At 60.3% G+C, this 20433-nt stretch carries 15 protein-coding genes; 10 read left to right on the top strand and 5 right to left on the bottom strand.

Annotated elements, in window-relative coordinates; genetic code table 11:
* Positions 1-41: 41 nt before the first annotated feature.
* The 3 genes from ACA052_RS20515 (at position 42) to ACA052_RS20505 (ending at position 4448) form a co-directional block, all read left to right on the top strand.
* Positions 42-1241, top strand: a complete 1200-nt coding sequence (locus ACA052_RS20515; protein WP_497646529.1) for an MFS transporter — start codon at positions 42-44, stop codon at positions 1239-1241.
* Between the two features lie 75 nt (positions 1242-1316).
* A complete protein-coding gene (locus tag ACA052_RS20510; protein ID WP_497646528.1) occupies positions 1317-2468 on the top strand; it encodes a TDT family transporter in 1152 nt (383 codons plus the stop codon).
* A 105-nt stretch (positions 2469-2573) separates the two neighbouring features.
* Positions 2574-4448 (top strand): MFS transporter, encoded by a 1875-nt coding sequence (locus ACA052_RS20505; protein WP_497646527.1) that lies wholly within the window; start codon positions 2574-2576, stop codon positions 4446-4448.
* Positions 4449-4579: 131 nt separating this feature from the next.
* Here the strand turns inward: ACA052_RS20505 and ACA052_RS20500 are convergent, their stop codons facing one another.
* The 5 genes from ACA052_RS20500 to ACA052_RS20480 form a co-directional block, all read right to left on the bottom strand.
* Entirely contained in the window at positions 4580-5506 is a 927-nt protein-coding gene (locus tag ACA052_RS20500) for a GGDEF domain-containing protein (RefSeq protein WP_497646526.1), read from the bottom strand.
* 374 nt (positions 5507-5880) lie between these two features.
* Positions 5881-6621: a YciK family oxidoreductase gene (locus ACA052_RS20495; RefSeq protein ID WP_497646525.1), complete on the bottom strand. Its 741-nt coding sequence runs from the start codon at positions 6619-6621 to the stop codon at positions 5881-5883.
* 114 nt (positions 6622-6735) lie between these two features.
* Positions 6736-7407: an N-acetylmuramic acid 6-phosphate phosphatase MupP gene (gene mupP, locus ACA052_RS20490; protein WP_497646524.1), complete on the bottom strand. Its 672-nt coding sequence runs from the start codon at positions 7405-7407 to the stop codon at positions 6736-6738.
* 4 nt (positions 7408-7411) lie between these two features.
* Complete coding sequence (gene ubiG, locus ACA052_RS20485; protein ID WP_033055822.1) at positions 7412-8110, bottom strand: bifunctional 2-polyprenyl-6-hydroxyphenol methylase/3-demethylubiquinol 3-O-methyltransferase UbiG; 699 nt, start codon at positions 8108-8110, stop codon at positions 7412-7414.
* 57 nt (positions 8111-8167) lie between these two features.
* The gene (locus ACA052_RS20480; RefSeq protein WP_497646523.1) at positions 8168-9502 is read right to left on the bottom strand and encodes a TRZ/ATZ family hydrolase; all 1335 of its coding nucleotides are present in this window, start codon (positions 9500-9502) and stop codon (positions 8168-8170) included.
* 108 nt (positions 9503-9610) lie between these two features.
* Here ACA052_RS20480 and mtnA point away from each other — a divergent pair, with 108 nt between their 5' ends.
* The 7 genes from mtnA (at position 9611) to cmk (ending at position 20388) form a co-directional block, all read left to right on the top strand.
* Positions 9611-10687 carry an S-methyl-5-thioribose-1-phosphate isomerase gene (gene mtnA, locus ACA052_RS20475; RefSeq protein ID WP_497646522.1) on the top strand — a complete coding sequence of 359 codons (1077 nt, stop codon included), beginning with the start codon at positions 9611-9613 and terminating at the stop codon, positions 10685-10687.
* Between the two features lie 447 nt (positions 10688-11134).
* Positions 11135-13798 (top strand): DNA gyrase subunit A, encoded by a 2664-nt coding sequence (gene gyrA, locus ACA052_RS20470; protein ID WP_497646521.1) that lies wholly within the window; start codon positions 11135-11137, stop codon positions 13796-13798.
* A 368-nt stretch (positions 13799-14166) separates the two neighbouring features.
* Complete coding sequence (gene serC, locus ACA052_RS20465; RefSeq protein WP_497646520.1) at positions 14167-15252, top strand: 3-phosphoserine/phosphohydroxythreonine transaminase; 1086 nt, start codon at positions 14167-14169, stop codon at positions 15250-15252.
* Positions 15252-16346 (top strand): prephenate dehydratase, encoded by a 1095-nt coding sequence (pheA, locus tag ACA052_RS20460; RefSeq protein WP_028620536.1) that lies wholly within the window; start codon positions 15252-15254, stop codon positions 16344-16346. Before serC ends, pheA begins: the two co-directional genes overlap by 1 nt.
* A gap of 10 nt (positions 16347-16356) precedes the next feature.
* Positions 16357-17469, top strand: a complete 1113-nt coding sequence (gene hisC, locus ACA052_RS20455; RefSeq protein ID WP_497646519.1) for a histidinol-phosphate transaminase — start codon at positions 16357-16359, stop codon at positions 17467-17469.
* 25 nt (positions 17470-17494) lie between these two features.
* On the top strand, positions 17495-19702 hold the full coding sequence (locus tag ACA052_RS20450; RefSeq protein WP_497650370.1) for a bifunctional prephenate dehydrogenase/3-phosphoshikimate 1-carboxyvinyltransferase: 2208 nt from the start codon (positions 17495-17497) through the stop codon (positions 19700-19702).
* Complete coding sequence (cmk, locus tag ACA052_RS20445) at positions 19699-20388, top strand: (d)CMP kinase (RefSeq protein WP_084322379.1); 690 nt, start codon at positions 19699-19701, stop codon at positions 20386-20388. Before ACA052_RS20450 ends, cmk begins: the two co-directional genes overlap by 4 nt.
* The last annotated feature ends 45 nt before the right edge of the window (positions 20389-20433 follow it).

The raw sequence follows: 20433 nt of genomic DNA, 5'->3' as shown, positions 1-20433 counted from the left end.
ATTCGACAAAAGCGAAAAATTAGCTTTAGCGGAGTGTGCCCATGTCCCGTCCTACTTCCAACCGGTCCAGCCTGTGGTTTCTGGCGATCACCTTACTCAGTTTTCTCGCGGCTTCCACCGCGCCGACGCCGTTGTATCACTTGTATCAGCAACAGCTGCAGTTTTCGGCGGCGACCCTGACCATCATCTTCGGTGTGTACGCCATCAGTTTGCTGGTGGCGTTGCTGACGGTGGGTTCGCTGTCAGATCACCTGGGGCGCAGACCGGTGATATTTACCGCGGTGGTGCTGAACATTCTGGCGATGTTGCTGTTCATCAACGCCAACAGTGTCGCCTGGTTGATCAGTGCCCGGGTGCTTCAGGGGTTTGCGACGGGGATGGCCACGGCGGTATTGAGTGCTGCGCTGCTGGACACCGATCGCCAGCAAGGGCCATTGGTCAATAGTGTTGCGCCGCTGCTGGGTATGGCGGTCGGCGCAATGGGTTGCGGTTTATTGGCCGAGTTTGCGCCGCTGCCGTTGCAGTTGACCTATTGGGTGCTGTTCGCGTTGTTTGTGATACAGGCGTTGTACGTCTGGCGTCTGCCGGAAAGCGTGAGCCCGCAGCCGGGGGCGTGGGCCTCGCTGCGCCCGACCCTACACGTGCCGGTGCAGGCACGCTCGACGTTGTGGCGGGTCCTGCCGCTCAATATCTCGACCTGGGCCCTCGGCGGTTTTTACGCATCGCTCGCCCCCTCGCTGGTGCGCACGGCCACCGGTTCAACGTCGAACCTGATAGGCGGATCGGCGGTGGCGGCATTGACGCTGACCGGCGCGCTGATGATCTTCACCCTGCGCAATCGGCCTGCCGCAACCGCGCTGTTGTTGGGCGGCACATTGCTGCCAACGGGCGTCGTCTTGCTGTTGCTGGGCGTGCACAGCGCCAGCCTGCCCTTGTTTTTCCTCGGCACCTTGGTAGCCGGTTGCGGATTCGGCTCCGGTTTCATGGGGTCGGTGCGCAGTCTGGTACCGCTGGCGCTGCCTCATGAACGGGCAGGGTTGATGTCGGCGTTCTATGTGCTCAGTTACCTGGCGTTTTGTTTGCCGTCGTTGCTGGCGGGGAATCTGACGCGCACGTTTGGCCTGGTCGCGACGACGGACGGATACGGTGTCGTGCTGATCGTTCTTTCTGTTGCGGCTTTGCTCGGGCTGATACGCCAGCGTTCGTTGCCGCCGCTTATCTGCAAAACAGATAACAGTTAGAGATATTACCCGTTATATAGATATTCGATCGGGATCTATGATGAATTCCACCTCACCAGAGGACAGGAGTTCGCCATGACATGCCCCAACACTGCCAGACCCGGCATTAAGCCCTTCACACATTTACAGCATCCGCGGGAAGTGATCCGCCAGTTCACCCCGAACTGGTTTGCCGCGACCATGGGCACCGGTGTCCTGGCGTTGGCACTGGCGCAGTTGCCGGTCGCGATCCCCGGTTTACACGCCGTCGCGGAAGGCCTTTGGCTGTTCAATATCGTTCTGTTCGCTGTGTTCACGGCGGTGTACGCAGCGCGCTGGGTGATGTTTTTCGACGAGGCGCGACGGATCTTCGGCCACTCCACGGTTTCGATGTTCTTTGGCACCATCCCCATGGGGCTGGCGACCATCATCAATGGCTTCCTGGTGTTCGGTCTGCCGCGATGGGGCGATGGCGTGATCCCCGTCGCCGAAATGCTGTGGTGGCTGGATGTGGCGCTGTCGCTGGCCTGTGGCGTGCTGATTCCCTACATGATGTTCACCCGTCAGGAACACAGCATCGACCAGATGACCGCCGTTTGGCTGTTGCCCGTGGTGGCGGCGGAAGTGGCGGCCGCCAGCGGTGGTCTGCTGGCACCGCACTTGGCCGAGGCCCATTCGCAACTGGTGGTGTTGGTGACCAGCTACGTGCTTTGGGCGTTTTCCCTACCGGTCGCGTTCAGCATTCTGACCATTCTGTTGTTGCGCATGGCGCTGCACAAATTGCCCCACGAAAACATGGCCGCGTCGAGCTGGCTGGCGCTCGGCCCGATTGGCACCGGGGCGCTGGGCATGTTGCTGCTGGGCGCCGACGCGCCGGCCATCTTCGCCGCCAACGCCTTGCCTGGCATCGGTGAAATCGCTGCCGGGCTAGGGTTGGTGGCGGGGATCACGCTGTGGGGCTTTGGCCTATGGTGGATGCTGATCGCGCTGTTGATCACCGGGCGCTACCTGCGCGCCGGGATTCCGTTCAACCTCGGTTGGTGGGGTTTCACCTTTCCGTTGGGCGTCTATTCTTTGGCGACGTTGAAACTGGCCAGCACCTTGAACCTGACGTTTTTCAGTGTCTTTGGTTGCGTGTTGGTCGCGTTGCTGGCAGTGATGTGGCTGATCGTCGCCAAACGTACCGTCCAGGGTGCATGGCGCGGCGAGTTGTTTGTTTCGCCCTGCATTGCAGGATTGAAGAAATAACTGGCCAGGATTAGGTAATGTGTGGCCTGGATCGGCGTTCGACATTCCAGTAACAGCCACGCCACTCTCTACCCACACTTTATGCCAATCAGGGACACACGGAAGATGAGTCACCCCTCACAGTTCACCTTGCTTCGCACCCGGCGCTTCCTGCCGTTTTTCGTGACCCAGTCACTTGGGGCGTTCAACGACAACATCTTCAAGCAGTCGTTGATCCTCGCCATTTTGTACAAATTGACGATCGAGGGTGACCGCTCGATCTGGGTCAACCTCTGTGCGCTGCTGTTCATCCTGCCGTTTTTTCTGTTTTCGGCGCTGGCCGGGCAATTCGGTGAAAAGTTCGCCAAGGACACGCTGATCCGCCTGATCAAGCTTGGGGAAATCGCCATCATGGCGGTCGGCGCGGTCGGTTTCCTGTTCGATCACTTGTCGCTGATGCTGGTGGCGCTGTTCGCCATGGGCACGCACTCGGCGCTGTTCGGTCCGGTGAAGTACTCGATCCTGCCCCAAGCCTTGCGTGACGAAGAGTTGGTGGGTGGCAACGGACTGGTGGAAATGGGCACCTTCCTGGCCATCCTCGCCGGGACGATCGGTGCCGGGGTCATGATGTCGTCCGTGCATTACGCGCCCATCGTTTCCACGGCAATCATCGGTATTGCGGTGCTCGGTTATCTGGCGAGTCGCAGCATTCCGCGCGCGGCGGCCTCGGCGCCGGAAATGCGCTTGAACTGGAACATTTTCAGCCAGTCCTGGGCCACCTTGAAACTGGGCCTGGGCCAGACCCCAGCCGTGTCACGCTCGATTATCGGCAACTCGTGGTTCTGGTTTGTGGGGGCGATTTACCTGACGCAGATCCCGGCTTATGCCAAGGACTGGATGCACGGTGACGAGACCGTGGTCACGCTGATTCTTACTGTGTTCTCGGTCGGTATCGCACTCGGTTCGATGCTTTGCGAGAAACTGTCCGGGCGCAAAGTCGAGATCGGCCTGGTACCGTTCGGCTCGTTCGGCCTGACGGTGTTCGGTTTGCTGTTGTGGTGGCATTCCGGGGGAATCCCGGCCAGCGTCGAGGGCCATGGCTGGATCGCGGTCCTCGGTTTTGGCCACGCCTGGCTGGTGTTGATGGACGTCCTCGGCTTGGGGATCTTCGGTGGTTTCTACATCGTGCCACTGTACGCACTGATCCAGTCCCGCACCCCCGAAAAGGAGCGGGCACGGGTGATTGCCGCCAACAACATCCTTAATGCGCTGTTCATGGTGGTGTCGGCGATTGTCTCGATCATTTTGCTCAGCGTGGTCAAGCTGTCGATCCCGCAGCTATTCCTGGTGGTCTCGTTGCTGAACATTGGCGTCAACGCCTACATCTTCAAAATTGTCCCCGAGTTCAGCATGCGCTTCATGATCTGGCTGCTCAGCCACTCCATGTACCGCGTCGAACATCGCAACCTGGAGCTGATTCCGGATGAGGGCGCGGCATTGCTGGTCTGCAACCATGTGTCGTTTGTCGATGCCTTGCTGATTGGTGGTGCGGTGCGTCGGCCGATTCGCTTTGTGATGTACTACAAAATCTACAACCTGCCGGTGCTGAACTTCATCTTTCGCACGGCCGGGACGATTCCGATAGCGGGGCGTCAGGAAGACATTCAGATTTACGAAAAAGCCTTCACCCGGATCGCCCAGTATCTGAAGGATGGAGAACTGGTGTGCATCTTTCCCGAAGGTAAATTGACCGTTGACGGTGAGATCAATGAGTTCAGGGGTGGGCTGACACGGATTCTCGAAGAGACACCGGTGCCGGTGATTCCGTTGGCGTTGCAGGGGTTATGGGGGAGTTTCTTCAGCCGCGATCCGGGCAAGGGATTGTTTCGTCGACTGTGGTCACGGGTGACGCTGGTGGCAGGGCCGGCGGTGGCCGTCGACGCGGCAGAACCGGCCAGGCTGCAAGACTTAGTTGGAGAGTTACGCGGCGCAGTCCGCTGACGACCATTCACTGTAGGAGCGAGCTTGCTCGCGATGGTCGATAACGATTACGCGTGTTAACGGGTTAAACGCGGCGCTCTCGAGTCCATCGCGAGCAAGCTCGCTCCTACAATTGTCCGGAGTTATTTCCGTTAGCCTGCCATCGCCAACCGGTTGCGCCCCTCGCGCTTGGCGACATACAGCGCACTGTCGGCGCGTCGCAACAGGCTCTCTACAGACTCGCCGGGCAACAAGGTCGAACAGCCGAGGCTGACCGTCAGCTCAATCAACTTTCCATCGGCCTTATAGTCCTCGGCCTGCGCCGCAAAACGCAGGCGTTCGCCGACCATCGCGGCGGCTTCCCGGCTGGTGTTGGACAGCAGGATCAAAAACTCTTCGCCGCCAAACCGGAACACCATGTCCACGTTGCGCAACTGGCTTTTGATCGAAGCGGCGACAGCCTTGAGCACCTCGTCTCCGGCACTGTGTCCGTGGGTGTCATTGATGTGTTTGAAGTGGTCGATGTCGAGCATCAACAGCGACAGGGGCTGCATATGGCGTCGGGACATCTCGACTTCCCGCTGCAGCGTCTGATCCATGGCGATGCGGTTGCCGGTGTCCGTGAGCGGGTCGCGCAATGCACTTTGAGTGGCCACGCGGTACAGCAAGGCATTGCGCATCGGAAACAGCAACGACGACAGCGAGGACTCAAGGTTGCCCTGTTCCTGCTCGCTGAAGCGCTGGTTACGGCGGAATACCAGTTCGCCCAAGTGCTCGCCCTGGTGGCTGAGGCTGTAACTGATCGAGTGGTGTCCGCGGTGGCCGAACTCCAGGCGCAAGTCGCTGGACTTGTGCTCGTAGCACAAGGCGTCCAAGGGTACCAATTTCTGAATTTCGCGAAAGAACAGCCCGAGAATGCGCTGCGGCTCAAGACTGGTCTGCAGTTGCAGACTCAGTTGCTGGCGCAATTGTGCAAGGCTGACGGGCCTTTCTGGAAGAAGGGGCTGTTGACCAAAGCCCAGGCGTTGCAATTTGGCGCTATCGAAGTCAATTGCGTTGGTCTGGGAAGGTGATTTCATATGGCAATGCGCCCCTAAGCAGTAAGGCTGTCTTACAGGCTGGGTGAGAGCGGCTTTGGGCTGCGCGTCGTACTGGTCCGTCAGTCCCGTAGGACATTTCGTACAAGTCTAATCTGCTTTTCGGAAGATTAGTAACTATCGACTCAAGCGCTGCGCCATCTGCTTTCACACGGCGTGTCTGAGCAATGTTAGAGCGAAAGTCGTGCCATTCGGTTCAGTTGGATAAAAAACGTTCTAAATCAATATTTTGAAGATTTCGCTGAAGGGTGCGGTCAGCTTCGGCGGCATTTGTTTGACTTGAGATGGGTAGAGTTGCAACGCTCTTTGAGTACCGCGACGGAAATTCGTCGCGGCACAAATGCGACGCGTGGCGTTTATTGCGCGTTGAACGCATGGCCGTTAATGCCCGTGCTATCCGGTCCCATCAGATAGAGGTAGACCGGCATGATCTCCTCGGGCGTCGGGTTGTTCAGCGGGTTCTCACCCGGATACGCCTGAGCGCGCATGCTGGTGCGGGTGGCGCCAGGGTTGATGCTGTTGGAGCGCACCGGTGCCACGGTCTCGACTTCGTCGGCCAGGGTTTGCATCAGGCCTTCGGTGGCGAACTTGGAGACACCATAAGCGCCCCAATACGCACGTCCCTTGCGGCCGACGCTGCTGGAGGTGAACACCACCGAGGCATCCTGGGACAGCTTGAGCAGCGGCAACAAGGTGCTGGTGAGCATGAACATGGCGTTGACGTTGATGTGCATGACGCGCATGAAATTTTCGCCGGAGAGCTGCTCGATCGGCGTGCGTGGGCCGATGATCGACGCGTTGTGGAGCAGGCCGTCGAGGTGGCCGAATTCGGTTTCGATCATTGCTGCCAGCTCATCGTATTGATGGGGCAGGGCGGTTTCGAGGTTGAACGGGATGACCGCCGGTTGCGGATGACCGGCAGCCTCGATCTCGTCGTAGACCTGAGTCAGGTTGGCTTCGGTCTTGCCCAGCAACAGCACGGTAGCGCCGTGCGCGGCGTATGTTTTCGCAGCGGCAGCGCCAATGCCGCGACCAGCGCCGGTGACCAGGATGACCCGATCCTTGAGCAATTCAGGGCGGGCGGAATAATCAAACATAAAAAACCTCAACAATCCATTAACAGGCTGGAAAAGATCGCAGCCTGCGGCAGCTCCTACGCCGATCGCGTTCCCCTGTAGGAGCTGCCGCAGGCTGCGATCTTTTGACTCTAATCAGCAACTACACAAAGCGCTATCCAACACCTTGCGCAACTCCAGCGGGTGGTCCACCACCACATCCGCGCCCCAATGCCGCGGGTTATCGTCTGGATGGATGTAGCCATAAGTCACGGCGGCGGTCTTGGTGCCGGCATCGCGACCGGACTCGATATCGCGCAAGTCGTCGCCCACGAACAGCACGCTGGCCGGGTCCAGGTCGAGCATCTTGCACGCCAGGATCAATGGCTCCGGGTCCGGTTTGCTGTTCTTCACGTGATCCGGGCAAATCAGCAGCGCCGAACGCTCGGCCAGCCCCAGTTGCTGCATGATCGGCTCGGCAAAACGCAGTGGCTTGTTGGTGACCACGCCCCAGATCAGGTTGGCTTTCTCGATATCCGCCAACAGCTCGCCCATGCCGTCGAACAGTTTGCTGTGCACTGCGCAGCCGACCAGGTAGCGCTCCAGGAACTCCAGGCGCAACTCCTCGAAACCCGGCGATTCCGGGTCCATGGAAAAGGTCACCGCGACCATTGCCCTGGCGCCACCGGAGATTTCGTCGCGGATATGCTGGTCATTCATCGGCGGCAAGCCGCGATCGGCGCGCATCGCCTGACAGATCGCAATGAAGTCCGGCGCCGTGTCGAGCAGCGTGCCGTCCATGTCGAAAAGGACTGCTCTGATACGCATCGGCTTACTCCTCGCGCAGGGTCTGGATCATGTAATTGACGTCCACGTCCGACGCCAGTTTGTAGTGCTTGGTCAGCGGGTTGTACGTCAGGCCGATGATGTCCTTGACGGTCAGGCCGGCCATGCGGCTCCAGGCACCCAGCTCGGAAGGGCGGATGAATTTCTTGAAGTCGTGGGTGCCGCGCGGCAGCAGCTTCATGATGTATTCGGCACCGACGATGGCGAACAGGTACGCCTTCGGATTGCGGTTGATGGTGGAGAAAAACACCTGGCCGCCAGGCTTGACCATGCGGAAGCAGGCGCGGATCACCGAGGACGGGTCCGGCACGTGCTCGAGCATTTCCAGGCAGGTGACCACGTCGAACTGCTCGGGCATTTCTTCTGCCAGGGCTTCGGCGGTGATCTGCCGGTACTCGACGCTCACGCCCGATTCCAGCTGATGCAACTGCGCGACCGCCAATGGCGCTTCGCCCATGTCGATGCCCATCACGGTCGCGCCGCGTTGGGCCATGGCTTCGCTGAGGATGCCGCCGCCGCAACCGACGTCGAGGACTTTCTTGCCGGCCAGGTTGACCCGTTCATCAATCCAGTTGACCCGCAGCGGGTTGATGTCGTGCAGCGGTTTGAACTCGCTTTCACGGTCCCACCAGCGATGGGCCAGCGCTTCGAATTTAGCGATTTCGGCGTAGTCGACGTTGCTCATGGTTAAGTCCTCTAAAACTTGAAAAATTTTGTCGCCCCGGTGTTCAGTCCGGGGTGCTTACGATTCGGTATGGCCACTGATGCGCTGGCCCCAGGCCTTGGCGCTGGCGCACAGCTGTTCTTCGTCCAGGCGGGTCAGGCGGCGGTCGTCGAGCAGTTGCTTGCCGGCGACCCACAGGTGTTTCACGCAATCGCGGCCGGTGGCATATATAAGTTGCGAAACCGGGTCGTAGACCGGTTGCTGCGCCAGGCCGGAGAGGTCGAACGCGACGATGTCCGCGGCTTTGCCCACTTCCAGTGAGCCGACTTCCGCCTCGATTCCCAGCGCACGGGCACCGTTGAGCGTGGCCATGCGCAAGGCGCGATGGGCGTCCAGTGCGGTGGCCGAGCCGGCAACGGCTTTGGCCAGCAACGCGGCGGTACGGGTTTCGCCGAGCAGGTCGAGGTCATTGTTGCTGGCCGCGCCATCGGTGCCGATGCCCACATTGACCCCGGCCTGCCACAAGCGCTCGACCGGGCAGAAACCACTGGCCAGCTTCAGGTTCGACTCCGGGCAATGAATCACGCTGGAGTTGCTTTCTACCAGCAATACCAGGTCTTCATCGCTGATCTGCGTCATATGCACGGCCTGGAAACGTGGTCCCAGCAAGCCCAGGCGAGCGAGTCGCGCCAGCGGGCGTTCGCCACGCTGCTCGAGCGATTGCTGCACTTCAAAAGCCGTTTCATGCACGTGCATGTGAATCGAAGCGTCCAGCTCTTCGGCGATCACCCGGATTTTCTCCAGGTTTTCATCGCCCACGGTGTAGGGCGCGTGGGGGCCGAACGTGATTTTGATGCGCTCATGATGCTTGAGGTCGTTGAACAATTCGACGCCCTGACGAATGGCTTCGTCCGCCGTGCTGGCGCCCGGGATCGGGAAGTCGAGGATCGGGATGGCGATTTGCGCGCGGATGCCGCTGTTATGGACACGCTCGCTGGCAACCTTCGGAAAGAAATACATGTCAGAGAAGCAGGTGATGCCACCTTTGATCTGTTCGGCGATCGCCAGATCGGTGCCATCGCGCACAAAAGCCTCATCGACCCACTTGGCTTCGGCGGGCCAGATGTGGTTTTCCAGCCAAGTCATCAACGGCAGATCGTCGGCCAGGCCGCGGAACAGCGTCATCGCCGCATGCCCGTGGGCATTGATCAGGCCCGGGCTGAGCAGTACGTCGGGCAGCTCCCGGACTTCGGTTGCGTTAAGCTTCAGCGCGGCGGAACGTGGGCCGATGAAGACGATGCGCCCGTCGCGGATGCCCAGCGCATGTTCCTTGAGGACAACGCCAGCGGGTTCGACGGGTACCAGCCAGGTCGGCAGCAATAACAGGTCGAGCGCAACGGCAGTGTTCGGCATCGAGGGTCGGTCCCGGGGCTTTTGTAAAAGATGGCGAAGTATACCCGAGCGTCTTCGCGGGGGGATCGCTATAATCGGCGGCTTTTGTGCTTGAGTGCGGGGTGAAGGATGCGCGATCGACTGTTGGCTGCTGAGAAGGTGAAGGCCATCGATTGGCGTGATGGCGCCCTGTATCTGCTGGATCAGCGTATTTTGCCGTTCGAGGAAACGTGGATCGCCTATACCAGCGCCGCTGGCGTGGCCGAGGCGATTCGTTCGATGGTCGTGCGCGGCGCGCCGGCCATTGGCATCAGCGCTGCGTATGCCATGGTGCTTTCAGCCCGCGCCCGAATTGCCGAGGGCGGTGACTGGCAGGCAGCGTGGGAAGAGGATTACGCGTTGCTGGCCGACGCCCGTCCAACGGCAGTGAATCTGTTCTGGGCCCTGAGTCGCATGCGTGACCGCCTTGATCGACTGAAAAAGCACAGCGACCCGTTGGCCGCGCTCGAGGCTGAGGCCATCGCCATTCACGAAAGTGATCGCGAAGCCAACCTGACCATGGCGCAACTCGGTGTGGACTTGATCCGCAAACACCAGGGCAATGCCCAGACGATCCTGACCCACTGCAACACCGGCGCCCTGGCCACAGGTGGCTTCGGCACGGCGTTGGGGGTGATTCGCGGGGCGTTCATCGAGGGCATGGTCGAGCGTGTCTACGCCGATGAAACCCGTCCATGGCTGCAAGGTTCGCGCTTGACCGCCTGGGAACTGGCCAACGAAGGCATTCCTGTGACAGTCAATGCCGACGCCGCGGCGGCCCACATCATGAAAACCAAAGGCATCACCTGGGTGATCGTCGGCGCCGACCGGATCACCGCCAATGGCGACGTGGCCAACAAGATCGGCACCTATCAGCTGGCGGTGAACGCCATGCACCACGGCGTGCGCTTCATGGTGGTCGCGCCGAGTTCGACCATCGACATGAACCTGGCCAGTGGCGACGACATTCCTATCGAGGAGCGTGATGGCCGTGAGTTGCTGGAGGTGGGCGGCACGCGGGTCGGGGCGGATGTGGATGCGTTCAACCCGGTGTTCGACGTGACCCCGGCGGACCTGATCGACGCGATCGTCACTGAAAAAGGCATCGTCGAACGGCCCGATACGGCGAAAATGACGCAGTTGATGTGCCGCAAACGCCTGCACTAGGTTGACGCAAACCCCTGTAGGAGCTGCCGAAGGCTGCGATCTTTTGATCCTGATCTTCGGCTCCTCGGCGATTGCAAAGATCAAAATCAAAAGATCGCAGCCTTCGGCAGCTCCTACAGGTCGGTCAGATCGGTGCTGAATGTTCAATAAAACATCAGTGCTTGCCGGCTTATCCTGGCTCTAAGCCTCTCACGTCCCCTTCAAGCCTGTCACCGGTCAACTAACTATGCTCCATGCTCGTCAGGGGGATAGGTGCGTGGCGGCTCTTGTGATAACATTCGGCGGTTTCCAAGGTAGCCCGATGTGGCTACCTTTACTGCGCAGATCCATGGCATAACTCGTTGATTTGTCGTAAGTCGGTGCATGGCACTCAGCCTGCAGCGGCGAGCTTCGTTCGTCCCATATGGATGTGACGAAGTTTCACCAGAAAAAGGAATCAGGCTTCTCATGGGCGAACTGGCCAAAGAAATCCTCCCGGTCAATATCGAAGACGAGCTGAAGCAGTCCTACCTCGACTACGCGATGAGCGTAATTGTCGGGCGGGCACTGCCGGATGCGCGCGATGGCTTGAAGCCCGTGCACCGGCGTGTGCTGTTCGCGATGAGCGAGCTGGGCAACGACTTCAACAAGCCGTACAAGAAATCTGCCCGTGTTGTCGGTGACGTGATCGGTAAGTATCACCCGCACGGTGATACCGCGGTGTACGACACCATCGTTCGGATGGCGCAGCCATTCTCGCTGCGCTACCTGCTGGTAGACGGCCAGGGCAACTTCGGTTCGGTGGACGGCGATAACGCCGCGGCCATGCGATACACCGAAGTGCGCATGACCAAGCTGGCGCACGAGCTGCTGGCTGACCTGCACAAAGAAACCGTGGACTGGGTGCCGAACTACGACGGCACCGAAATGATCCCGGCGGTCATGCCGACCCGTATTCCCAACCTGCTGGTCAACGGCTCCAGCGGTATCGCCGTGGGCATGGCGACCAACATCCCGCCGCACAACCTCGGTGAAGTCATCGACGGTTGCCTGGCCCTCATCGACAACCCTGAGTTGACCATCGATGAGCTGATGCAATACATCCCCGGTCCGGACTTCCCGACCGCCGCGATCATCAACGGTCGCGCCGGCATCATCGAAGCCTACCGCACCGGTCGCGGGCGCATTTACATGCGCGCCCGCTCGATGATCGAAGACATCGACAAGGTCGGTGGTCGTCAGCAGATCGTCATCACCGAACTTCCTTACCAGCTGAACAAGGCTCGTCTGATCGAGAAGATCGCCGAGCTGGTTAAAGAGAAGAAGCTGGAAGGCATCACCGAGCTGCGTGACGAGTCCGACAAGGACGGCATGCGCGTCGTGATCGAGCTGCGTCGCGGCGAAGTGCCTGAGGTGATCCTCAACAACCTCTACGCCCAGACTCAACTGCAAGCGGTGTTTGGTATCAACATCGTTGCACTGATCGACGGCCGTCCACGGATCCTGAACCTCAAGGACCTGCTGGAAGCCTTCGTTCGTCACCGTCGAGAAGTCGTTACCCGTCGTACCGTGTTCGAACTGCGTAAAGCGCGCGAACGTGGCCACATCCTTGAAGGTCAAGCGGTTGCCCTGTCGAACATCGACCCGGTCATCGCCCTGATCAAGGCCTCGCCAACTCCATCGGAAGCCAAGGAAGCGCTGATCAAGACGGCGTGGGAATCTTCTGCGGTGGTTGCGATGGTGGAACGCGCTGGCGCCGACTCTTGCCGTCCAGAGACCCTGGACCCGCAATACGGCCTGCGCGAAGGCAAGTACTTCCTGTCGCCGGAGCAGGCGCAAGCCATTCTGGAACTGCGTCTGCACCGCCTGACCGGTCTGGAACACGAAAAACTGCTGGCCGAGTATCAAGAGATCCTCAACCAGATCGGCGAGCTGATCCGCATCCTCAACAGCGCCACGCGCCTGATGGAAGTGATCCGCGAAGAGCTGGAAGTGATCCGCGCCGAATACGGCGACGTGCGTCGCACCGAGATTCTTGATGCCCGTCTCGACCTGACCCTGGGTGACATGATCCCGGAAGAAGAGCGCGTCGTGACCATTTCCCACGGTGGCTACGCCAAGACCCAGCCATTGGCTGCGTACCAGGCCCAGCGTCGTGGCGGTAAAGGCAAATCGGCGACCGGCGTCAAGGATGAGGACTACATTGCTCACCTGCTGGTCGCCAACAGCCACACCACGCTGCTGCTGTTCTCCAGCAAAGGCAAAGTGTACTGGCTGAAAACCTACGAAATCCCGGAAGCGTCCCGCGCTGCCCGTGGTCGTCCGCTGGTCAACCTGCTGCCGCTGGACAGTGATGAATACATCACCACCATGCTGCCGGTCGACGAGTACACCGAAGGTCACTTCATCTTCATGGCGACTGCCAAAGGCACCGTGAAGAAGACCCCGCTGGAATCCTTCAGCCGTCAACGCAGCGTCGGCCTGATCGCGCTGGAGCTGGACGAAGGTGACGTATTGATCTCTGCCGCCATTACCGATGGCGAGCGCGAAGTCATGCTGTTCTCCGACGGCGGCAAGGTGACTCGCTTCAAGGAAACCGACGTTCGCGCCATGGGCCGTACCGCTCGCGGTGTTCGCGGCATGCGTCTGCCGGAAGGCCAGAAGCTGATTTCCATGTTGATCCCGGAAGAAGGCAGTGAAATTCTGACGGCTTCGGCTCGCGGTTTCGGCAAGCGCACGGCGATCTCCGAGTTCCCTGAGTACAAGCGTGGCGGTCAGGGCGTGATCGCCATGGTCAGCAACGACCGCAACGGCCGTCTGGTCGGCGCGGTTCAGGTGCTCGACGGCGAGGAGATCATGCTGATTTCCGACCAGGGCACGTTGGTTCGTACGCGTGTCGACGAGGTCTCCAGCCTGGGTCGTAACACCCAGGGCGTGACCCTGATCAAGCTGGCCAGCGATGAAACGCTGGTAGGTCTGGAACGGGTTCAGGAACCTTCGGAAGTCGAAGGCGAAGAACTGGAAGGTGAAGAGGGTGAAGAAGGTGCAGTGTTCGACGGTGAAGTCGTGATCGACGACGCTGTTGAAGACCAGCAACTCGACGCCGCCGCCGACGAAGAACCACAGGAATAAGCGGGCAAGCAGGGGGCGGATGAAAATTCGCCCCCTTCTTGTTTCTCCTGTTTGAATATAGGACCTGTTGGACCTGTTGGACCTGTAGGGCCTGTAGGAGCTGCCGAGTGAAACGAGGCTGCGATCTTTTGATCTTTTTTTAGATCAGGATCAAAAGATCGCAGCCTCGTTTCACTCGGCAGCTCCTACAGTTGTCCGGATGTCCGGATGTTCAGATGTCCGGATGTCCGGATGTCCGGATGTCCGGATGTCCGGATGTCCAGATGTCCGGATGTCCGGATGTCCAGATGTCCAGATGTCCAGATGTCCAGATGTCCAGATGTTCAGAATTATTGCGTGATTACCACCAAATCAGAGCGAGATTGGATGTGAGCAAGAGAGCCTATAACTTCTGTGCCGGTCCTGCGGCGCTTCCCGAAGCTGTCCTGACGCGCGCTCAGGGTGAACTCCTTGACTGGCACGGCAAGGGCCTGTCGGTCATGGAAATGAGCCATCGCAGTGATGAGTTCGTGTCCATCGCTACCAAGGCCGAGCAGGATCTACGTGATCTGCTGGATATCCCCTCGAACTATAAAGTGCTGTTTCTGCAAGGTGGCGCCAGCCAGCAATTTGCTCAGATCCCTCTGAACCTGTTGCCGGAAGGTGGTACAGCCGACTATATCGACACCGGTATCTGGTCGCAGAAAGCTATCGAAGAAGCTTCGCGCTACGGCCACGTCAACGTTGCCGCGACGTCCAAGCCTTACGACTATTTCGCTATTCCCGGTCAGAACGAATGGAACCTGTCTGCCGATGCGGCCTACGTTCACTACGCACCGAACGAAACCATCGGTGGCCTGGAATTCCAGTGGGTCCCGGAAACCGGTGACGTCCCGCTGGTCGCTGACATGTCCTCGGACATCCTCTCGCGTCCAATCGATGTTTCGAGCTTTGGCATGATCTACGCCGGCGCCCAGAAAAACATCGGCCCGAGCGGCATCGTCGTCAACATCGTTCGCGAAGACCTGCTGGGCCACGCCCGTTCCCTGTGCCCGACCATGCTCAACTACAAGGTCGCGGCCGATAACGGCTCGATGTACAACACGCCGCCAACCCTGGCCTGGTACCTCTCGGGTCTGGTATTCGAGTGGCTGAAGGAGCAGGGTGGTGTTGCAGCCATCGGCAAGCTCAATGACGTGAAACAGCGCACGCTGTACGACTTCATCGACGCCAGCGGCCTCTACAGCAACCCGATCAACAAGTCGGACCGCTCGTGGATGAACGTGCCGTTCCGCCTGGCGGACGACCGTCTCGACAAGCCATTCCTGGCCGGCGCCGACGAACGTGGCCTGTTGAACCTCAAGGGTCACCGTTCCGTGGGCGGCATGCGCGCCTCCATCTATAACGCCGTCGACATCGTTGCGATCAACGCACTGGTTTCGTACATGGCAGAGTTCGAGAAGGAACACGGCTAATGTCTGAGCAAGAACTCAAGGCACTGCGCGTTCGCATTGACGCCCTGGACACCAAAGTCCTGGAGTTGATCAGTGAGCGCGCACGCTGCGCCCAGGAAGTTGCGCGAGTAAAGATGGCCTCGCTGGCCGAAGGCGAAGTGCCTGTGTTCTATCGTCCTGAGCGCGAAGCTCAGGTGCTCAAGCGTGTGATGGAGCGTAACCAGGGGCCGCTGGGTAACGAAGAAATGGCGCGGTTGTTCCGCGAAATCATGTCCTCGTGCCTGGCCCTCGAGCAGCCGCTGAAAGTGGCTTACCTGGGCCCTGAAGGCACCTTCACTCAAGCGGCGGCCATGAAGCATTTCGGTCACGCTGTGATCAGCAAGCCGATGGCGGCCATCGACGAAGTGTTCCGTGAAGTGGCAGCCGGCGCGGTGAATTTTGGCGTGGTCCCGGTGGAAAACTCCACCGAAGGCGCGGTCAACCATACCCTCGACAGCTTCCTCGAGCACGACATGGTCATCTGTGGCGAAGTCGAGTTGCGGATTCACCATCACCTGTTGGTCGGTGAAAACACCAAGACTGACAGCATCAGCCGCATCTATTCCCACGCCCAGTCCCTGGCCCAGTGCCGCAAGTGGCTGGACGCCCATTACCCGAATGTCGAGCGCGTGGCGGTGTCCAGCAACGCCGAAGCCGCCAAGCGGGTCAAGGGTGAGTGGAACTCGGCGGCGATTGCCGGCGACATGGCGGCAGGCCTGTACGGGTTGACCCGCCTGGCCGAGAAAATCGAGGATCGCCCGGACAACTCCACGCGATTCCTGATGATCGGTAGCCAGGAAGTACCGCCGACTGGCGACGACAAGACCTCGATCATCGTCTCCATGAGCAACAAGCCGGGTGCGCTGCACGAGTTGCTGGTGCCGTTCCACGACAACGGTATCGACCTGACGCGCATCGAGACTCGTCCTTCGCGCAGCGGTAAATGGACTTACGTGTTCTTCATCGACTTCGTCGGCCACCACCGCGACCCGTTGATAAAAGGTGTGCTGGAAAAGATCAGTCAGGAAGCAGTAGCACTCAAAGTGCTGGGTTCCTACCCAAAAGCAGTTCTTTAAGGGGTAGCAAATGAGTGGCGACTTCCTCGCTCTGGCACAGCCGGGCGTGCAACAACTTTCGCCTTACGTTCCGGGCAAACCCGTGGACGAACTGGCACGCGAGCTGGGCATCGATCCGGCTGGCATCGTCAAATTGGCGAGCAACGAAAACCCGCTAGGCGCCAGTCCCAAGGCGCTGACGGCGATTCGAGAAGCGCTGGCCGAACTGACCCGCTATCCGGACGGCAACGGTTTTGCGCTCAAGACCCTGCTGGCCGAACAGTGCCGCGTCGAGCTGAACCAGGTGACGTTGGGTAACGGTTCCAATGACATTCTGGAGCTGGTGGCGCGTGCCTATTTGGCGCCGGGCCTGAATGCCGTATTCAGCGAGCATGCGTTTGCGGTCTATCCGATCGCCACGCAAGCGGTCGGCGCTACGGCCAAAGTGATCCCGGCCAAAGACTGGGGTCATGATCTGTCGGCCATGCTGGCCGCGATCGACGCCGATACTCGTGTGGTCTTCATCGCCAACCCGAACAACCCGACCGGGACCTGGTTTGGCGCCGAAGCGCTGGATGAATTCCTGCAGGATGTGCCGGAGCACGTGCTGGTGGTGCTGGACGAGGCCTACATCGAGTACGCCGAAGGCAGCGACTTGCCGGATGGCCTGGACTTCCTGGCGGCGTACCCGAACCTGCTGGTGTCGCGCACCTTCTCCAAGGCCTATGGCCTGGCGGCGCTACGGGTCGGTTATGGCTTGTCCACCGCGGTCGTCGCGGATGTGCTGAACCGCGTGCGTCAGCCGTTCAACGTCAACAGCCTGGCCCTGGCCGCTGCGTGCGCTGCGCTGCAAGACGCGGAATACCTGGCTGAAAGCCGCCACCTGAACGAAGCCGGCATGCAACAACTCGAGGCGGGCTTCCGTGAGTTGGGTTTGAGCTGGATTCCGTCCAAGGGCAACTTCATTTGTGTCGACCTCGGTCGCGTGGCTTTGCCGGTCTTCCAGGGTTTGCTGCGCGAAGGCGTGATCGTGCGCCCGGTGGCCAACTACGGCATGCCAAACCACCTGCGCATCACCATCGGCCTGCCGGCGGAAAACAGCCGCTTCCTCGAGGCGCTGACCAAGGTTCTGCCTCGTGGTTGATGTCACTGCACCGTCTGCTGCACCTATGATCGAGCGCCTGGTGGTGGTCGGCTTGGGGTTGATCGGCGGTTCGTTTGCCAAGGGTTTGCGTGAAAGTGGCCTGTGTCGCGAAGTGGTCGGGGTCGATCTCGACCCGCAATCGCGCAAGCTCGCGGTCGAGCTGGGCGTGGTCGATCGCTGCGAAGAAGACCTGGCCGTTGCTTGCCAGGGGGCTGACGTGATTCAGCTCGCCGTACCGATCCTCGCCATGGAAAAAATGCTCGGCCTCTTGGCCGCCATGGACTTGGGGCAGGCCATCCTTACCGACGTCGGCAGCGCCAAAGGCAACGTGGTGCGTGCGGCAACCGAAGCGTTTGGCAGCATGCCGTCGCGTTTCGTGCCCGGGCACCCGATTGCCGGTTCCGAGCAGAGCGGGGTGGAAGCCTCCAACGCCGAGCTGTTCCGTCGCCATAAAGTGATTTTGACGCCGCTGGATCAAACCGATCCGGCCGCGCTGGCAGTGGTCGACCGCTTGTGGCGCGAATTGGGCGCCGATGTCGAGCACATGCAGGTCGAGCGTCACGACGAAGTATTGGCAGCAACCAGCCATTTGCCGCACTTGCTGGCGTTCGGTTTGGTCGACTCGCTAGCCAAGCGCAATGAAAACCTTGAGATCTTCCGTTACGCTGCGGGCGGTTTCCGCGATTTCACAAGAATCGCCGGGAGCGACCCGGTCATGTGGCACGATATCTTCCTCGCCAATCGCGAAGCTGTCCTGCGCACACTCGATACATTTCGCAGCGACCTCGACGCCTTGCGCGACGCGGTCGATGCAGGGGATGGGCACCAATTGTTGGGCGTATTCACTCGCGCCCGGGTTGCCCGCGAACATTTCAGTAAAATCCTGGCCCGCCGGGCTTATGTGGACGCTATGAACTCCAACGACCTGATTTTCCTGGCACAACCTGGTGGCCGCCTGACTGGGCGGATTCGTGTACCGGGCGATAAATCGATTTCCCACCGTTCGATCATGCTCGGCTCCCTGGCCGAAGGCGTCACCGAAGTCGAAGGCTTCCTTGAGGGCGAAGACGCCCTGGCGACCTTGCAGGCCTTCCGCGACATGGGCGTGGTGATCGAAGGTCCGCACCACGGTCGCGTGACCATTCACGGCGTCGGCCTGCATGGCCTGAAGCCTGCGCCGGGCCCGATCTATCTGGGCAACTCCGGCACCTCGATGCGCCTGCTGTCCGGCCTGTTGGCTGCGCAGAATTTCGACAGCACCCTGACGGGTGACGCTTCGCTGTCCAAGCGTCCGATGAATCGCGTGGCCAATCCACTGCGTGAAATGGGCGCCGTGATCGAGACCGCTGCCGAAGGTCGCCCACCGATGACCATCCGTGGCGGCAACAAGCTCAAAGGCCTGACCTACACCATGCCGATGGCCAGTGCCCAGGTTAAATCCTGCCTGCTGTTGGCCGGTCTTTACGCCGAAGGCAAGACCACGGTCACCGAGCCGGCTCCGACTCGCGACCATACCGAGCGCATGCTGCGGGGCTTCGGCTACCCGGTCACCGTCAACGGCGCGACCGCGTCGGTCGAGTCCGGGCATAAGCTGACCGCGACCCATATTGAAGTGCCGGGCGATATCTCGTCTTCGGCATTCTTCCTGGTGGCCGCGTCGATCGCCGAAGGCTCCGAGCTGGTGCTCGAGCACGTCGGCATCAACCCGACCCGTACCGGCGTGATCGACATCCTGCGTCTGATGGGCGCGGACATCACCCTGGAAAACCAGCGTGAAGTCGGCGGCGAGCCTGTGGCTGACCTGCGCGTACGTGCAGCTAAACTCAAAGGTATCGAGATTCCCGAAGAGCTGGTTCCACTGGCTATCGACGAATTCCCGGTACTGTTCGTGGCGGCGGCCTGTGCCGAAGGGCGCACTATCCTGCGCGGCGCCGAAGAACTGCGCGTCAAGGAGTCGGACCGGATCCAGGTCATGGCTGATGGCTTGCTGGCACTGGGCGTCAAATGCGAACCGACCCCGGACGGCATCATCATCGACGGCGGCCTGATCGGCGGCGGCGAAGTGCATGGCCACGGCGATCACCGGATTGCCATGGCCTTCAGCGTTGCCTCGTTGCGCGCCACTGCACCGATTCGCATCCATGACTGCGCCAACGTCGCTACGTCGTTCCCGAACTTCCTGGCGCTGTGCGCGCAGGTCGGCATTCGTGTTGCACAAGAGGCTCAGTCGTGAATATCAAGCCACCGGTCATCACCATCGACGGCCCGAGCGGGTCGGGCAAAGGCACCATCGCCGGGATTCTGGCCAAGCGTCTGGGCTGGTGCCTGCTCGATTCCGGTGCGCTGTACCGCCTGCTGGCATTTGCCGCGCGTAACCATGGCGTGGACCTGACCAATGAAGAATCGCTGAAGCTACTCGCGGCGCATCTGGACGTGCAGTTCGTCGGAGCGACCGAAGGTCATCCGCAGCGAATCATCCTCGAAGGTGACGATGTCACTGATGATTTGCGCAACGAACAGGTCGGCGCATGGGCCTCGCAAGTGGCCGCGTTGCCGGCCGTGCGCGATGCCCTGCTGCAGCGCCAGCGGGCGTTTCAGGAGGCGCCGGGCCTGGTGGCCGATGGTCGCGACATGGGCACCGTGGTGTTCCCGGATGCACCGCTGAAGATATTCCTCACTGCCAGTGCCGAGGAGCGTGCGCGCCGTCGATACTTGCAGTTGAAGGGCAAAGTCGATGGTGTTAGTCTGTCGAGTCTGCTAGATGAGATACGTGTCCGCGATGAGCGTGACACCCAGCGAGCGGTAGCCCCGCTCAAGCCGGCGGCTGACGCCATACAGCTGGATTCCACGGAATTATCCATCGATCAGGTGCTGGAACGCATCATGAGCGAGATCGCCATTCGCGATATCGCCGGGTGACCAAGAAGGCCGCGGGGGACCAGTCATAGTCTCGCAGCGCTTCTT

The sequence above is a fragment of the Pseudomonas sp. LBUM1644 genome (genome assembly GCF_059716195.1).
Note: the sequence above shows the minus strand (reverse complement) of the source record. Positions and strands in the feature narration are given on the sequence as shown.